Origin of the sequence: Paenibacillus xylanilyticus (assembly GCF_047246825.1) — a bacterium.
Taxonomy (GTDB): Bacteria; Bacillota; Bacilli; order Paenibacillales; family Paenibacillaceae; genus Paenibacillus; species Paenibacillus xylanilyticus_B.
Genome location: NZ_JBFOLB010000001.1, coordinates 2,496,285 through 2,513,721, shown reverse-complemented (window position 1 = coordinate 2,513,721; position 17,437 = coordinate 2,496,285). Strand labels below are relative to the sequence as shown.

The following is a 17,437-nucleotide window of genomic DNA, read 5'->3' as shown; positions in this document are numbered from 1 at the left end:
TGACCGGGAGAACACGAACGGTGAGCACAATATGAATCAGGTGAACCAGGCTCCAGTTCAGGATGCAGGTAATGTAGGTAGTCTTGATCAAAAACATGCGGCTGCGGCCGCTTTTCAATTTTTGTCCCGTTTCCCGGTAAAAATGCAGATCGACTTTGTCCCGCCATTGCTGCGGGAGAGCGTGGTGTATTATCCGCTGGTCGGGGCGGCTATAGGCTTATGTGTCTGGCTCGGTGGCGCGCTTACAGGTGCACTGCTGCCATCGTTTCCGGCGGCCGTGTTGACCTTGACCCTGTGGGTCTGGCTCACTGGCGGGCTGCATCTGGATGGCTGGATGGATACAGCGGATGGTCTGCTCAGCTATCGTACCCGCGAGCGGATGCTGGAAATTATGAAAGACAGCCGTGTCGGAGCCATGGGTGTGATCGCCTGCGTGCTGCTGCTTATGATGAAAGCGGCACTAATCGCTGATTTTATTGCACGTGGCAACTGGCTGTATGGAGCACTGCTGATTCTGCCCATGATCTGGAGCCGCTGGTTCATGGTATACGCCATTTCGGCTTGGCCGAATGCCCGGGGAGACGATGGACTTGCAGTCCTGTTCAAGGGCCTTGGTGAACGGAAGGAAGTCCAGCGAGCACGAAGCTCCGCGATTGGGTTGACGGTCCTGGCAGGTGTCATTACACTCGCGGCGGTATGGATCTTCGAGCCGAACACCAGCATGGTTGGAGCGCTGGCTATAGAGAGCGGGCTGGGGACATTGCCTTGGTGGCTGTATCCTATTGCGGCTGTGATTTTTGTACCGCTGGCTGCCTATCTCATCGGCAGGTTCGTTGCCGGACGCATCAGCGAAAGGCTGGGCGGGCTTACAGGAGATACATACGGTGCAATGAATGAGCTGCTGGAAGCCGCTCTGCTGACGGTGTTAAGTCTGCTGCAGGGATTGTTTTTGCTATAGGGAATTAACGGAACGAATAATGTGGAGCATAACGCTGAGAGCTGAGGTGAAGGAACGTGCAGGATACGCCTGTAGGGCAAGCGGCAGTATTGATGCTGCAAGGCACGGCATCGGATGTGGGGAAGAGCGTCATTACAACGGCGCTATGCCGGATATTCAAGCAGGACGGCTTCAGACCGGCCCCGTTTAAATCACAGAATATGGCACTGAACTCCTACGTAACCGAAGATGGCAAGGAGATTGGCAGAGCTCAGGGAGCGCAGGCAGAAGCGTGCGGCATTGAAGCAACAACGGATATGAATCCAATCTTGATCAAGCCTGTGCGGGATATGCATTCGCAGATTGTGGTGCACGGTGTGCCATTTGCCCAGATGAGTGCTTCGGACTATCGTCAGCATTTCCTGCCGGAAGCCAAGAAGACAGTAATGGATGCGCTGAACCGGCTGCGTGAGACGTATGATATGGTGCTGATGGAAGGTGCAGGCAGTCCGGCCGAGATCAACCTGAAGGATCGGGACATCGTCAATATGAATCTGGCAGGCTGGGCGGATGCGCCAGTCATTCTCATCTCGGATATTGATCGCGGAGGTGTGTTTGCTTCCATTGTAGGTACACTCGAGCTGTTGGAGCCGCATGAGGTCCAGCGTGTAAAAGGATTTATCATTAACAAATTCCGCGGTGATCTGTCCCTGCTGCAGCCTGGACTGGATTGGCTGGAAGAGCGGACAGGCATACCCGTATTGGGTGTACTGCCTTACATAAGAGATATTCAAATTGAAGCCGAAGATTCCGTAGTGCTGGACTCCATGCGCCATGGTAAATCAGGGAAACAGGAGCTGGATCTTGCTGTTATTCGTTATCCGCGGATCTCCAATTTTACGGATTTTGACTCGCTTTCCCGCGAACCGGATGTCAATGTGCGGTATGTGACTTCGCCGGAGGAACTGGGACAGCCGGATGCCATTTTGCTGCCGGGTACGAAGGATACGATTGGTGATCTAGAATTCCTGAGAGCGTCGGCTCTGGAACAGGCCATTGCCAGTCAGACCGAACGGGATCATGTGCAGCTTGTGGGCATTTGCGGTGGATACCAGATGCTTGGGCAGCACCTGAAGGACCCATTTGCAGTGGAGGCCAATCAGGTTCAGGAAGCCCGAGGTCTGGGTTGGCTGCCGCTATCTACGACTTTTCTGCAGCATAAGCAGACAGTAAGAGCCTCAGGGCGTGTACAGCAACAGCATCCCATTCGTCTACATGGTGAGCAGGATTCAGTTGAATCCATGCCTGTGAATGGGTATGAGATTCATATGGGCGTAACCGAGTGCCATGATCCGAAGCAAGTGTCTGCACTGTTTGAGATCGCTCATTCCGGTGGCCAGCCTTTCCAGGAAGGATGGGGGAGGGCAGATGGAAAAGTATGGGGAACCTACTTGCATGGTCTGTTTGAAAGTGACCAGTTTCGCCGTTCATGGCTTAATGGCCTTCGGGAAAAGAAGGGACTCGCTCCGCTTCAGGAGACCTATAGTGCTCATGAACGGAAGGAAATGGAGTTTGACCGGGTAGCGGAGTCTCTGCGCTCTGCACTGGACATGAAGCGGGTATACGAAATTATGGGTGTCCAGGCCCCGCATCAATCATAAGGAATAAACAATAAGCCAGGAGTACGTCCTGCAGCAGTTTCATAATCTAAAAACAATACCCCCATGTATAATCACAGTACCGGAAACCGGGCTGCTGTTATGCATGGGGGTATTTGAATGTCTTTGGTTTAATTGTGGTTCACATGTGGGAATGATGGTTTAATGTTATACCTGGTTAGCTTATTTTAATTGATTTTAAACTTCTTCATGGCAGATTGGAGCTCCATGGCTTGTTCATGCAGATGGCGAACGGTATCAGAGTGGGAATCCATCTCACTCAGCTGACGCTCGGCAGTCGAAGCGATCTGCTGCATGCTCTCACGCGATCTGGAGGTAATCTGTGCCGTTTCTTCAACGGATGCGCTGACTTCTTCTGCACCTGCAGAGACTTCCTCTGTCGAAGCTGATACGGTCTGGATGGTCAGATTGACGTTCTGGATTAATTCGTTAAGCTGCTGGAAAGCCGTTCCTGCCTGCTGAACCACATGGGTACCTGATCCAATTTCCTCTGTTACCCGGTTCATGGCACTCACCGAACGTTCAGCATCCTCACGAATAGTTCCGAGATAATCGGCAATTTCCTCCGTAGCTGTCTTGGATTGCTCCGCCAGTTTGCGTACTTCACCTGCTACGACAGCGAACCCGCGGCCATGCTCCCCAGCACGTGCTGCTTCAATGGAAGCATTAAGTGAAAGCATGTTGATCTGTTTTGTGATCTCAAAAATGGATGTAACAATGGTTCCTATTGCGATCGAACGTTCGTTCATCGTTTCAACATAACGCAGTGACTCGCTTGCGGTCTGACCAACGCGTTCCATCTGTTGAACAGCATCCTGCGCCAGACGGTTACCGTTGACGGCTTCATTCGCGGCTTCACCGATCTGTTCCGATACTTCGGCAGAGGAAGAAGCGATATGCATAATGCCCTGCGTAATTTCTTCCATGGCGCGTGCATTCTCGGCAGCGCTTGACGCGATGGTTATACTGCCTTTCTCGGCGTCTTCCGCAGAGCGGCTGGAGTTTTTGACCATACCGGACATCGACTCAACCCGTTTTAACAGATCATCGGAGCCTTCAACCACTTCATTGGAGGTGGACAATGCGCGGCTGATCATTTCTTTCAAATTGTGGGTCATGCTCTGGAAACTTGCTGCGAGTTGTGCGATCTCGTCCTTGCCCTTAATCTGAAGTTCGGCAGTCAGATCGCCTTGGGAAATCTTTTTACTATGTTGTACAAGTTGGATGATTGGTTTGGTTACTCTTTTGATCATGCTGGTGGAGATGAGCCAGCCAAGCACAAAGACCAATGCTGTGATCCCCAGGCATAACCAGAAGATCTGGACATTTTTATCCTGAATAAACTGGGCATCCATACTTACGGCCATAATCATGTTGCTGCCAGCGATCGGAATAAAGGCTGCTTTATGTACGCCGAAGGAATCGGAATAGACTTCACTGATGACCATTTCTTTTGTCTCGACAGCCGTATTCATCGCGGACTGGACACTAATTTCATCTCCGGCTATCATTTCTGAGGCAGCATTTGCAATGACAACGGTGGCTTTACCTTCCTCGATGGATACAACGTAAGACGCATCGAGATTATGTTCTTTTGCTTTTTCAGCCAAATAGGATTCGACAGTCAGTGCGGCACCTTCAGCACCTGCCCCGCCACTTTGCACCTGCAAGATCTTGGAGGCTGAAATGTTTTTGTATATATCCTGAATAGACGTGTTTAGGACTTTGTCGAACTGCGGGAGCACGTAGCTCTGCATGATATTCATGGACACAGCATAAAAACTGATACTAAACAACAGGGAGGCCACCAGCAGAACGAGGAACAGCGTGCCTCTAATTTTGCCGGCCACCGTACGATTACGAAACATAGGATCATCCTTTCACGTCATGTTCATTAACATTTGTCGCTTTTTCGTCCCGTAAGACTATATACCAACGAAGAAAGGCCTAATTTTCACGTTGAGAAATCTTGGGAATAAGCGGATATACCTATATTACAAAATTAACCGGGGGTTGAATAGAATAATTTTCATTAAACGGTGAATTTTTTTCAGAAATCCATGAATTTATTACATGCTTATTACATAATATCAATTAATACCTACCAGAATAGTTTGATATATGATATATTGTTCAATATCGCTTCAAGCGAATAGAAAAACCGTTCAATCGGTATGCACATTTTGAGGAGGATTTTACGAAATGGATACTTTTCTAGTCATTCTGAACGTAGTGATTATGCTCGTTCTTCTTGGCGTCCTGTATTGGATGCAAAAGAAACATATTTCCTTTACTAAGCGAGTATTCGCAGGTCTGGGAATCGGGGTTGTGTATGGCGTCATTCTTCAACTGATTTACTCGTCTAATTCTGACATTGTTACCAAGTCCGTCGATTGGTTTAACCTTGTCGGTTCGGGATATGTTCGATTGTTACAGATGGTCGTGATTCCACTTATCATGGTTTCCATTATTTCGGCCATCATGAATTTGAAGGGCAAGCAAAACCTCGGCAAAATGAGCTTTTCCATCATTGCGATTTTGCTCATTACGACGGCCATTGCGGCAAGTGTAAGTATCGTAACAAGTCTGAGCTTCAACCTGACTTCGATTGAGATCGAAGGTGGAGACAAAGAGCTCGCACAGGTACAGAAGGTCGAGGAACGTCTCGTTGATGTACAGGATCAGACGATTCCTCAGCAGGTGCTGGAATTTATTCCTTCGAATCCATTTGCAGACATGACCGGGGAACGCCGTTCGTCAACACTTGCGGTCGTGATCTTCTCGGCATTTATCGGTGTGGCAGTCCTTGGACTGGATCGCAAAAAGCCACAGCAGGCGGAAACGTTCCGAGGCATGGTGAATGCGGTGTATGCAGTAGTCATGCGGATCGTAACCCTGGTGCTCAGGCTGACTCCATACGGGATTTTGGCGCTGATTACGAAAGTAACGGCGACAACGAATCCGGATGAGATCCTGAAGCTGATCAAGTTCGTCATTGCATCCTACGTTGCGTTGATTGTGATGTTTATCATCCACCTGATTATTATCGCACTGTTTGGTTTCAATCCGCTGACGTATGTGAAAAAGGTTCTGCCAACGCTGGTATTTGCCTTCACTTCCCGTTCAAGTGCGGCTACAATCCCGCTTAACGTGGAGACACAGACGAAGAAACTTGGCGTATCGGATGGTATTGCGAACCTGTCGGCAAGCTTCGGGGCTACCATTGGTCAAAACGGCTGCGCCGGGATCTATCCGGCCATGCTGGCGGTGATGATTGCTCCTACGGTCGGAATCGATCCGATGAGCTGGGACTTCATCATTACCCTGATCCTGGTTGTCATGATCAGTTCCTTCGGTGTAGCTGGTGTAGGCGGCGGGGCAACCTTCGCTTCCCTGATCGTGTTGTCCACGATGAATCTGCCGGTTGCACTGGTAGGCCTGCTGATCTCGGTTGAGCCGCTGATCGACATGGGTCGTACGGCGCTGAACGTGAACGATTCGATGACTGCTGGTCTCGTATCCAGTAAAATTCTGAAAGAGAATGATCAGGATACATTCAATGATCAAAGTCGTGATCTGGATTCTGCGGTTCAAGCGTAACCCGAAACCAAATCAGCAAATGGCTTATGTGCAGTAACAAGCGAGAATTAGCCGCCCTACGGGTTAACCCGTAGGGCGGCTTTTTGCATAAGATCCGTGGATACCGTTATTTAGTGCTGTTCAAAGGAAGGGAAATGTGATAGAGTATTCATGTTTTGGCCCCAGGCCAGACCGCGGTTCGTAACCATCCCGCGTAATCAAAACTAGGAAGGCAGTGTATGTTTAATGTTTAATTTGGGTTGGGGAGCGCTTTTCGTTCTCGTAACGTATGGTTTTTTCCTATTGTGTTACCGCCTGTTCGGTAAAAAGGGTCTGTATGCCTGGATTGGTGTGGCTACGGTTATAGCCAACATTCAGGTGACCAAAACGATAGATATTATGGGGATTGTACTGACGCTTGGCAATACGATGTATGTCAGCATGTACCTGACTAGTGACCTTCTCAATGAGAAGTATGGATCGGGTGAAGCGCGTAAAGCCGTATGGTTCGGATTTTTCACGCTGATCATGACGACAGTACTGATGCAGATGGTCATATTCTTTCAACCGGCACCGACGGACTTTGCGCAGGATTCCATGAAAACCTTGTTTGGTCTGCTGCCGCGTCTGGCACTCGGAAGTCTGACAGCTTATTTCATCAGCCAATTCCTGGATGTGCGACTGTTCAGCATGCTGCGCAAGGTGGCACCTGGACGCAATCAGTTGTGGATTCGCACGAATGGCAGCTCGATCGTCAGTTCCTTTGTGGATACATTGGTGTTCTGCACGATTGCATTTGCGTTCATCTATCCATGGGACGTCTGGCTCGAGATCTTCCTCACAACGTACATTATCAAATTCGTGTTGACCGCGGTAGGTACGCCGTTTCTGTATGCAGCGCGCAATTTTAAAATTAAGGATGAAGCCTAATCAGGTTTAGTTTGCATTCGTAATCGTAAGCAGTCCACCGCAAATGAAAAAAGCCTGATAACGAGAATGACCCGCACAGCCACATGTATATGGCTAAGCGGGTCATTTTTAATTTCATACATGTAAGATTAATCCGTCAAAATTTGCAGCTCTTTTGGATAGGAAGTCAGCACCTCGACGCCAGTATCTGTTACGAGAACATCGTCTTCAATTCGAACTCCGCCTGCACCCGTATAGATCCCTGGTTCAATCGTGAATACGGTGCCTTCCTGAAGAACATCCATATTCTGTCCATGCAATGAAGGATACTCATGCACATCAATTCCCAGACCGTGTCCCACACGGTGCATGAAACGCTCACCGTATCCGGCATCTTCCGTCACCTGACGGGCTGCACGGTCTATATCGGCACACGCCACACCCGGTTTCACCGCACGGATGGCAGCTTCGTTTGCGGCAAGCACGGTGTTGTAGATGGTTTTCAGTTCGGGAGATATGTCACCAAAGGCAAATGTACGCGTAATATCTGATGCATACCCTGCAGCGTATACGCCCATATCGAACATCAACAAATCGCCATGCTGCAGTTTGCGTTCACCCGGTGTACCGTGCGGCAGGCCTGTTTTGGGTCCGGTAAGTACCATGGTATCGAAGGAAGGACCATCCGCACCCAGTTTCTTCATCTGGTATTCCATCTCAGCCACCAGTTCAATCTCGGTTACGCCTGTGCGCACGTGAGACAATCCCTGGCGAAGGGTCTCTTCAATGAGATGAATGGCATGACGGATACGGGCTACTTCGTCTGGTGTCTTCTTCACGCGCAGTGTGCGGAGCAGAAGGCCGACATCTTCGAAGTTGACAGCACCAAGGGCAGCGGTCAGCTGCTCATAACGCGAGACAGTGACGTATTCTTTTTCAAGACCCATCCGGCCTAAGCGTCCCTGATAACGTTCGAACAATGCATAGGGATTATCGGTATCGGAATGAGTCGCGATATTGGTTACCGAGGAGGCTGCTGCAGCAGCTTCAGCGTCCAGGGCAGGCACGATCAGCAAAGGTTCCTCGCCACGGGCAAGAACCAGACCGAGAAAGCGTTCGTGCGGGTTGCTTGCAAAACCAGTTAAATAGTAGATATGTTTCGGATCTGTAATCAGCATGGCGTCCAATCCTTGTGTAGACAGATCAGCTTCCAGACGGGATAAAGGGCTTAGATTCATGAGTGTATACGTCCACCTTTCAGTTCGTTCTATCCTTCTATTATAGAAGAATATTGAAAAATGCCAAAGGGGAAGGACATGGGACCCGTATCGGATGCCGCCAATTTTCCGTTTTGGCGAGTGGAGGGAGGGGTAAATACAGGGCGAAACGACGTTGAAGATGGCTAACCGATACCGATACGGATTACTCATATTAGCTCAGCTTTTCCAGGAACATTACTCAGCATTTGCCTGATTCATATTCACTTATTGAATTTATGCAAAATGCTTTACTACAGATTGTCTCAATTCAATCGAAAGGAGATGGAATGATGAATAACCGATTAAGCGTTCCGCTGTACGCTTCGTTGTTAAGCATGGCTCTGCTGACTGCCTGTACATCAGGCGATCCATCTACAGAATCTCAGCAGGTGTCACAAAAACAAGGGACGGGTCAGGGACAGACGGCGAGTGGAGGCAATAACAATACGAATACCGATGAGGAAGGTACGCAGGGGAATGCGGTCATCCCATATCAGGCCTCGGTTTTGGTGACTGGACTGAATGCACCGTGGGAACTGGTGAGTGTGCCGGATGGACGGATGTTTGTTACGGAGCGCCCTGGAGCCATCCGCGTCATTGAGGACGGAGAATTGAAATCCGAACCACTCATTGCGTTTGAGGCTCCGTTCAATGAAGAGGGCGAAGGAGGATTGCTGGGCTTGGCTGCTGATCCGGACTTTGAAAATAACGGATATCTGTACACCTACCACTCCTATCTTGAAGGGGGCGAAATCGCCAATCGGGTGTTACGTTTGAAGGTAAATAAGGATCAAGCTGTAATAGACAAGGAGCTGCTGGGCAACATTCCAGGCGGGACGAATCATAACGGAGGCCGGATCAAAATCGGTCCTGACCATTTGCTCTACATTACGACAGGTGAACGATATGAACCGGAACTGGCACAGGATCAGGATAGCTTGGGTGGCAAAATATTGCGGATTGGTCTCGACGGATCGATCCCTGAAGACAACCCATGGCCGAATTCGCCTGTGTTCAGCATGGGACATCGCAATGCGCAGGGTCTGGCCTGGAATTCGGATAATAAGTACCTTTACGCCACCGAGCATGGCCAGCGGAATTATGATGAGATTAACCGGATTGAAGCAGGCGAGAACTATGGCTGGCCTGAAGTCGAGGGAGATGAGGATGACAATGGCGCATATCAGGCTCCGCTGGCTCACAGTGGTGATGATACATGGGCACCATCGGGTGTAGCTTTTATTGAGGAAGGGCCATGGGCGGGTTCACTGCTTGCGGCTAATCTGAGAGGCGAGCAATTGCTGCATATTACCCTGTCAGAGGACGGTACACAAGTGGATCAGGTAGAGCCCGTTTTTCAAGAGGAGTGGGGACGCATTCGCAATGTGACTGCCGGAGAAGACGGGAAGTTATATATTCTGACAAACAATCGGGACGGACGTGGAACGCCGCGGGATGGGGATGATCAATTAATTGTGCTTACACCTGAAAGCTGAGCGGTGTCTAGGATTCGTTCAAACTTTACAGCTGTAAAAACGTGTCTAATAGAACGTGCTCCGTTCGCTAAACCATAAAAAAAAGAGCGTCCCGCCATTTTCATGACTTTGGGACAGCCCCTTAATTCCATTATATAGGGAAGTGCTCGTTAGCGTGTGACTGCCAATTAATCGGCGCTTTCCGCAAGCTTGGCAATACGCTCGCTAAGCTCCTTCGTGTATTCGCCGCCGTGGTAACAGAGCACTTTGTTCAGTTTCAGGCCGGTCAGCCTTTTCAAACTTCTCAGCGCTTCAGGCATATCCGGTGTTGCAGGTGGCGCGGGTCCAACCAGCTCATCGTCCACGACACGCAATTCGTCAGCAGCAAGCAAAAATTGCGCTTCCCGGAAATACAGGCAGATATGTCCCGGCGTATGTCCTGGTGTATGTATCACCTGGATTCCGCCTTGAAGAGGCAGCATGTCCCCGTCTTCCAAGACTCTGCTAATCTCAATCTCAGGCAGCTGGGAGAGGAGTTGATCGGCTTGCGCGAGCACGGGTGCGGGCAGCATGGCTCTGCGTTCTACTGTGAACTTAATCAATGGCTTCTCGCCTTTAATATAAGGAACTTCATCGGCATGCGCCCAGACTTCCAATCCGGGTATCGCATCCAGAAGGGCACCCAGATTACCAATATGGTCAATATCCTGATGTGTCAAAATGATGCGTTTGACATCGGCCAGTTGGACACCTTCCTGCTCCAAAGCGGACTGAAGACTGGCGAATTGGCCAATCATGCCTGTGTCTACAAGCGTAATGCCGTCTTCATCGCGAAGCATGACAGGGTAGATTGGATTAGTACCAGAAGGCGTGGGAATGTTGAGGTGTAGCACGGTAAAAGAGTTTGTCTGATTATTCATAGTTTTCCGGATCAAGTCCGGCGCACCTCCTTTGGTTCATATGATTTGGCATTTATTCTGGGCGAAGAAATTTCAAATGTTTTCTGTACTTTTTGATCGTCTTCAGCATGGCCTCAAAGGTTTGTTCTTCATTCATGTCTTCCTTGACGATGGAAGCAAATGAGAAGTTCTCATGAATAAGTTTGTTCCTCGACTGAAACACCAGACTGAGAGCTTCACCGAAATTCTCCATTCCGGATTCCAAGGCAATCTGCTGCTTATTTAATTCAGCCTGGACAATCTCCATATTGGAACGTGCACGGTAGGCAGGAGTTTTCATCAGCTGGGTCGAATTAAACTTTTTTTGGTATACACGTTGATATAGCTGATCTAGCATGTCTTCAACAATCGCGCATAATTCAATGATCAGCGAAGCGTATCTTCGATTATTTCGTTTTTCAAACTGATCTGAATCGGGTTTCTGCCGGATATCGTGATAGTCCTGTTCCAGTAGTACGATTTCAAGCTTGGCTTCTTTTTTGATCTTTTTGAAATCTTCTTTGGTCAGCATACTTGTCCTCCCATGGAAACCGATATGTGATTTCATTATCTCATATTAGCATAGAAGATGATTATCAATTTTGGAACCCCAGGTTCAGAAGGGAAGTACCTGATGTCCATGAAGACAGTGATTGTAACAGGAGCGAACTCCGGCATGGGGCTCGCAACCACTATTCAACTTGCAAGGCAAGGGTACAAAGTGATTATGGCTTGTCGCAGTGAAAAGCGCGGACAGCAGGCTCTGCAAGAAGCATTGCGCGAATCCGGATCGACGGAGATTGAACTGATGCTGTGTGATCTGGGTTCACTCGAAAGTATCCGTCATTTTGCGCAATCCTTCCGGGATCGTTACGATACACTTGACGTACTGGTTAACAATGCCGGCGTGGTCATGGTGAAGAGACAGGAGACCTCGGATGGTTTTGAACAGAGCATCGGCATTAACCATCTCGGACATTTTCTGCTCACATTGCTCTTGATCGAGCCTTTGAAGGCTGCGGAGAAGGGACGAATCGTGAACGTTTCATCCGGTGCGTACAAAGCAGGCAAGATTCATTTTGATGATCCACATCTGCACAAAGGCTATAATCCGATCAAAAGCTATGCACAGTCCAAGCTCGCCAACGTGCTGTTCACCCGTGCCCTGGCCCGTAGAGTGGCAAGCAGCCGAGTCACGGTGAACTGCCTGCATCCAGGTGCGGTTGGCACAAGCATTGGCGTGGATCGCCATACTGGCTTTGGCACACGTATCATGGCTTTTGTCGGCAAGCTTCCATTTTTCCTGTCTCCCGAGGACGGGGCACAAACGGCCATCTATCTGGCTACGAGTCCGGAGGTAGCGGAATTGACAGGACGTTACTTTTATCAAAAGAAAGAACAAAAGCTAAAAGCACATGCGATGGACGATGCTGCGGCTGAACGTTTCTGGACATGGAGCGAACAGCAGGTTGGACTGAAGCCTGATGAGAAATTGTAATGGGCCATAGCTGAAGTGCAGCACTGTGCTTCACTTTCGGCAAATGACCCAAAATGGCGATTCACGTCAAGTGCAATGACGGATACCGTCAGGCTTTTGCCTTCACGGCCTGCTGTATCTGCTGGATAAATGCTTCAATGCTCTGAATGCCTTGATCTCCCTGACCGTATGCGCGGACAGAGGCGGATAAGGCATTTTTCTCATTTTCACCAAGTACGAGCGAGTAAGGCACTTTCTCCATCTGTGCTTCACGGATTTTGTACCCGAGCTTCTCGCTGCGCAGATCTGTTTCGACCCGGATTCCGGCTGCTCGCAGCTGACTCTGCACCTGCAGGGCATAATCAATATAGTGATCGGAAACAGGGAGCAGCCTCACCTGCACCGGGGCAAGCCAGAGCGGAAATGCACCCGCATAGTGTTCAGTCAGTATGCCAATGAAGCGATCGATTGAGCCATAGATGGCGCGATGGATCACGACGGGACGGTGTTTCAGGCTGTCCTCGCCAACATAAGTGAGATCGAATTTCTCCGGCATTTGAAAATCAAGCTGAATTGTTCCGCACTGCCAGCTGCGTTTCAGCGCATCGAGAATATGGAAGTCAATTTTCGGTCCATAAAAGGCACCGTCTCCTTCATTGATGCGGTATTTCACACCGCGCCGATCCAGTACATTTTGCAGTGCACGTTCTGCCTGATCCCACAGTTCCTCTGATCCCATGGAGTCTTCGGGACGAGTGGACAGCTCAATTGTGTATTCGAATCCAAAGATATCGTACATGCGCCCAATCAGGGATATTGCCTGGTTGATCTCATCCTCAATCTGTTCTGGCATGACATAGAGGTGAGCATCGTCCTGACAAAATGTCCGTACCCGCATCATGCCATTCAGGGCGCCCGAAAATTCATGGCGATGGACTTGACCGAATTCCATCATGCGAATGGGAAGCTCGCGATAGGAATGAAGTGTATTTTTGAAAATGAGCATATGACCTGGGCAGTTCATTGGCTTCAGCGCAAATGTAGCGTCGTCTACCTCTGAGAAATACATATTGTCCTTATAATGCTCCCAATGACCGGATTGCTCCCACAGGCGATTGTTCATCATTAGGGGAGTCCGAACTTCCTGGTAGCCTTCCTGCAGCTGCAGCTCGCGTGAGAATTGCTCCAGCTCTGTACGGATAGTCATCCCTTTGGGAAGATAGAAGGGCATGCCCGGTGCTTCCTCCGAAAACATGAACAGATCCAGTTCTTTGCCCAGTTTGCGGTGATCCCGTTTCTTCGCTTCCTCGAGCAGATGCAGATGTTCGTCCAGCTGGGCTTTGCTCGGGAAGGCAGTACCATAGATTCGCTGCAGCATTTTATTATCCGAATTGCCCCGCCAGTAGGCCCCTGCAACATTTAGCAGCTTGAAGGCTTTAATCCGTCCAGTGGATGGAAGATGGGGACCCCTGCACAGATCGAAAAACTCCCCTTGATCATAGATCGACAGTTCCGCATCCTGCGGCAAATCACGAATCAGCTCAAGTTTATATGGGTCCTCAATCTCTTCGAACAGGCGAAGGGCTTCCTCACGGCTAACCACCCGGCGGCTAATCTTCACATTTTCCTGCACAATCTTGTTCATTTCCCGCTCGATGGCAGCTAGGTCACTAATGGACAAGGCATGCTCCAGATCCACATCGTAATAAAAGCCGTCTTCGATAACGGGGCCGATCCCCAGTTTGACTTGTTCCGCACCATAAATACGTTTCAATGCCTGTGCAAGCACATGCGCTGTACTGTGGCGATACCGCTTCAGGCCTTCTTCGCTGTCCAGTGTAACGATGACAAGTTCACAGTTCCGTTCCAGTGCCATATCTAGATCCACGTTTAAGCCGTCCACAATGCCTCCGATAGCCTGTTTGCCCAAGCTAGTGCTGATGGAAGAGGCGACTTCTCTGATAGTAATGCCTGCCTCGTACGAACGAACTGCTCCGCCTTGAAGGCGAATTTCAATGGGGTTACCTTGTTGATTACTCATGCGAACCACTCTCCAATGTTTAAGGTTTGAAGCGCAAAAAAACACCCGTCCCGGAAAAGGGACGAGTGCGCTCAGCTCGTGGTTCCACCCTAATTTGGTTATGAATATCTCCTGCCGGCCAGCCGCCGAAAACAGAAAACATCATAACCCTCATTGGGATCCGTTATCGGGGATCAGACGGTGAGCTCTACTGACAACCAAGTTGGACGTCCATGGGAAGTCTGACCGGCTGCGGTTCGAGGCCACGGCTGCAGAGGGGTAATTCCGGTCCGTTCGCTGAAGAAGGTTTCACCAATCCCTTCTCTCTCTGGGCAGCACGCAAACGAAATCATGTCTCTGGTCATCGCCATATATACAAAGTTGATGTCATTCAAATTGGATTGAAAATGAACTCAAGGTCCATATCAATATATTGGAACAGGTGTTATTGAGTGTCGATTATATAGACTGAAAATGAAAAGGTCAAGCGGATATTTTTTAGACTTTGTCAGAATGACGGTCCCATATTAGGCGAATGACGGTTCCCTTCCCCAAAGCGGATTGAACCTCAATCCGGCCCTTCATGGCTTCAATCAGCCCTTTGGTTACCGCCATGCCGAGACCTGATCCGACATCGGATGTAGCGGTATCCGTGCCGCGATAGTATCGTTCGAACAGCTTCCATACGGTCTCCGGGTCCATCCCTCGTCCATCATCGGCAAATTGGACACAGAAATCACCTGTCTGCTCACCTGATTGTACACTTACGACGAGGGTAGTATTCGGTGGATTATGCAGCAGGGCATTGGCGGTGAGATTATCCACGATTCGTTCAAATGATGGAATATGCACATGACCGCTCACCGGAACTGGGGCAGGTTGAAACGTGATGCGACCTCCCCCATAAGCAGGGTTGCGTTCGGCGCGCTGAACGAGATCCTGCAGTAGCGTATTTACGTCTGTTTGTTCCACGGGCGGCTGGTATCCACCGCTGCGCAGCCGGTATGTCATGGCCAGATCGTTCACCAGCCGGTCCATGTACATGGACTTGTCCAGCATAATGCCTGCGAATTCCCTCACTTCATCAGATGTCCAGCTGTATTTCTCTGCTTCAAGCATGTGCGCATATCCCTGAATGGAGGACAGAGGCGTCTTGAGGTCATGTGTGATTCCGGCGATCCATTCCTCGCGTAAGGACTCGGTCTGCTTGCGGAGTTCTTCATCACGTTTGAGTGTACTCGATAACGTCTGGATGGATCGCAATACTTCCGAATAGACCCGATATTTTTGACGCCATTTTCCGTTTCCCTTCTGGCTGCGTGGCTTGCCTCGGGCACCTGTCGGTTCCTCGTAGTGCCCGCGTTCGAGCCGCTGCAGCCATTGGAGCATATGCAGCATGGGATAGCCAAAACGGTTGGCATACCAGAGCGCAAGCAGCACAAGCAGGGTGATGATGGATATCAGAAGTGCAATTAGCGCTGGGCCGAATATAAAACGGTAAGGGTTCTCATTTACCACAGCCGGGTTGCGGGCAAGCGGAACACTCAGCATCCAGGTAGACTGGTCCTGTTCATCATAGATGGTCACTGTAGTCATTCCATACCTGGTAGGGTATCGTGTACGCAGAATCAGGTCTTGAATGCTGTAGCTGTCCGGCGTGCCCACGGCGGGTTCATTGAACGAAGTAAGCACACGTCCCTGATGATCCAAGATCAGCAGATACGCGCCCGCCGAGCGAATAACTTCCTGCTGTTCTGATTGAAGTACAAGCTTGTCATTTGCATAACTACCGCCGCTGTAGGTTTGCTCCAGAATCGTTACGGCCTGATTGCTCTCCCCATATAACAGGGTAAAGTTGATTCCGTTTCTTTCCCGGATCAGCATGTAGAGTTGGTAGGGGAAGGGCTTTCTCCCTTCCCAATAGGATATAAGTTCTCCGGGTTTATAGTGGTTCGGGACATCGGAAGGGGTATGAAAAGCATCCACCACATGGCCTTGTTCATCGAGAACCTGAAGCCAGCCGTTGTTCTCCTCTACACGCTTAAGCAGCTCGGGATCATATCGAACTGTGCCATCCGGCAGAATCTCTGCCGTACTGATCAGTTGTTCGAGCCCTACAGAAGCGAAATCTTCAACAAGGCTGGCCTCATTCAGCTGCTGGATGACCCAATAGGCGATACTTCCGCCGAGTACCAAGATCAGGATCACAGCTCCGGCTAGCAGGCCGATGAACCGTGTCATCAATCTGCGCCGTATACTCATCCGCGGGACTCCATATCGGACTGAATGAGTTTATATCCCAGACCGCGGACATTCACCAGCAGCTCAGGTTTCGAGGGATCGGCCTCAATGCGCTCACGAATCCGGTGTATATGAACCATGACGGTGTTGTCGTCGCTAATGGATTCCGAGCCCCAGACCCGCTCATACAATTCGGATTTGGTGAAGATTCGATTGGGATGTTTGCAGAAAAAGAGCAGCAGCTGATAAACCAGCGCCGGACAGCTTACCACCTGACCTTCTACCCGGAGTTCACCGGCTTGCTCCAATACTTGAAAACGACCGTAATCATAGACGCCTTCCTGCGGTGCAGCGGATGACGGAGTTGCGTCATGGAGTGAGTGCAATCTGTTCGCTGCGGTCTGTTTAGGCAAATAACGTTTCAGCAGTGATTTAATGCGGGCAACCACTTCCAATGGATTAAAAGGTTTGACGACATAGTCATCTCCGCCAACCGCGAAGCCGGTCAGTTTGTCATAATCGGTTGTTTTGGCGGTTAAAAAAAGAATGGGGGCATCCGTCAATTGACGCAGAAAAGGACAGATTTCCAGCCCGCTTCTGCCAGGAAGCATGACGTCCAGCACGATGCAATGATAGGTTTTGTTTTCGCATGCACTGATCGCATCTTCTCCCGTGGTGACCGTGTCAATGTCCACGAATTGCTCTTTGAGCAGTACCGTTTTTAACATATGTAAAATCGCCTGTTCATCATCAACAAGCAGAATTGAAACTTCATCCATGACGTAAAATGTCCTCCCTGTTTTGGTTTAACTTGTTTATCATACCATTCAGAAGAGCAGTGTAGCGTATCGGCTATCTTAACAGAATCTTAATTATGAAGCGCAGACTTCCTCAGAGTTATGGTAGACGTAAGGTGAGGTTAG

At 49.7% G+C, this 17,437-nt stretch carries 14 protein-coding genes; 6 read left to right on the top strand and 8 right to left on the bottom strand.

The annotated features are described in order from the left end of the window. Positions 1-31 precede the first annotated feature (31 nt). Both cobS and AB3N00_RS11175 read left to right on the top strand, forming a co-directional pair. Complete coding sequence (gene cobS / locus AB3N00_RS11180) at positions 32-958, top strand: adenosylcobinamide-GDP ribazoletransferase (protein ID WP_413035248.1); 927 nt, start codon at positions 32-34, stop codon at positions 956-958. 92 nt (positions 959-1,050) lie between these two features. Further along, positions 1,051-2,598, top strand: coding sequence for a cobyric acid synthase (locus AB3N00_RS11175; protein WP_413035247.1), 1,548 nt, complete (start codon positions 1,051-1,053; stop codon positions 2,596-2,598). A gap of 185 nt (positions 2,599-2,783) precedes the next feature. On the opposite strand, the gene AB3N00_RS11170 is transcribed toward AB3N00_RS11175, so the two are convergent. Then, positions 2,784-4,484: a methyl-accepting chemotaxis protein gene (locus tag AB3N00_RS11170; RefSeq protein WP_413034593.1), complete on the bottom strand. Its 1,701-nt coding sequence runs from the start codon at positions 4,482-4,484 to the stop codon at positions 2,784-2,786. Between the two features lie 334 nt (positions 4,485-4,818). Here AB3N00_RS11170 and AB3N00_RS11165 point away from each other — a divergent pair, with 334 nt between their 5' ends. Continuing rightward, on the top strand, positions 4,819-6,216 hold the full coding sequence (locus tag AB3N00_RS11165; protein ID WP_413034592.1) for an L-cystine transporter: 1,398 nt from the start codon (positions 4,819-4,821) through the stop codon (positions 6,214-6,216). A 225-nt stretch (positions 6,217-6,441) separates the two neighbouring features. Next, entirely contained in the window at positions 6,442-7,125 is a 684-nt protein-coding gene (locus AB3N00_RS11160; RefSeq protein ID WP_413034591.1) for a queuosine precursor transporter, read from the top strand. A 128-nt stretch (positions 7,126-7,253) separates the two neighbouring features. Here AB3N00_RS11160 and AB3N00_RS11155 read toward each other — a convergent pair whose 3' ends face one another. Beyond that, on the bottom strand, positions 7,254-8,342 hold the full coding sequence (locus AB3N00_RS11155; RefSeq protein WP_413034590.1) for a M24 family metallopeptidase: 1,089 nt from the start codon (positions 8,340-8,342) through the stop codon (positions 7,254-7,256). 311 nt (positions 8,343-8,653) lie between these two features. Here AB3N00_RS11155 and AB3N00_RS11150 point away from each other — a divergent pair, with 311 nt between their 5' ends. After that, the gene (locus AB3N00_RS11150; protein ID WP_413034589.1) at positions 8,654-9,859 is read left to right on the top strand and encodes a PQQ-dependent sugar dehydrogenase; all 1,206 of its coding nucleotides are present in this window, start codon (positions 8,654-8,656) and stop codon (positions 9,857-9,859) included. Between the two features lie 167 nt (positions 9,860-10,026). Here the strand turns inward: AB3N00_RS11150 and AB3N00_RS11145 are convergent, their stop codons facing one another. Together AB3N00_RS11145 and AB3N00_RS11140 are read right to left on the bottom strand one after the other, a co-directional pair. Beyond that, positions 10,027-10,773 (bottom strand): MBL fold metallo-hydrolase, encoded by a 747-nt coding sequence (locus tag AB3N00_RS11145; RefSeq protein WP_413034588.1) that lies wholly within the window; start codon positions 10,771-10,773, stop codon positions 10,027-10,029. Between the two features lie 37 nt (positions 10,774-10,810). After that, positions 10,811-11,308: a hypothetical protein gene (locus AB3N00_RS11140; RefSeq protein ID WP_413034587.1), complete on the bottom strand. Its 498-nt coding sequence runs from the start codon at positions 11,306-11,308 to the stop codon at positions 10,811-10,813. Positions 11,309-11,410: 102 nt separating this feature from the next. Between AB3N00_RS11140 and AB3N00_RS11135 the strand changes: the two genes are divergently transcribed. Further along, positions 11,411-12,274: an SDR family oxidoreductase gene (locus AB3N00_RS11135; protein ID WP_413034586.1), complete on the top strand. Its 864-nt coding sequence runs from the start codon at positions 11,411-11,413 to the stop codon at positions 12,272-12,274. An 88-nt stretch (positions 12,275-12,362) separates the two neighbouring features. Here the strand turns inward: AB3N00_RS11135 and thrS are convergent, their stop codons facing one another. From thrS to AB3N00_RS11115, 4 genes are all read right to left on the bottom strand, one after another. Further along, a complete protein-coding gene (gene thrS, locus AB3N00_RS11130; RefSeq protein WP_413034585.1) occupies positions 12,363-14,294 on the bottom strand; it encodes a threonine--tRNA ligase in 1,932 nt (643 codons plus the stop codon). 173 nt (positions 14,295-14,467) lie between these two features. Further along, positions 14,468-14,644 carry a hypothetical protein gene (locus tag AB3N00_RS11125; RefSeq protein ID WP_413034584.1) on the bottom strand — a complete coding sequence of 59 codons (177 nt, stop codon included), beginning with the start codon at positions 14,642-14,644 and terminating at the stop codon, positions 14,468-14,470. 127 nt (positions 14,645-14,771) lie between these two features. Continuing rightward, entirely contained in the window at positions 14,772-16,535 is a 1,764-nt protein-coding gene (locus tag AB3N00_RS11120) for a sensor histidine kinase (protein WP_413034583.1), read from the bottom strand. Beyond that, positions 16,532-17,293, bottom strand: coding sequence for a response regulator transcription factor (locus AB3N00_RS11115; protein ID WP_413034582.1), 762 nt, complete (start codon positions 17,291-17,293; stop codon positions 16,532-16,534). Before AB3N00_RS11115 ends, AB3N00_RS11120 begins: the two co-directional genes overlap by 4 nt. Positions 17,294-17,437: the final 144 nt, after the last annotated feature.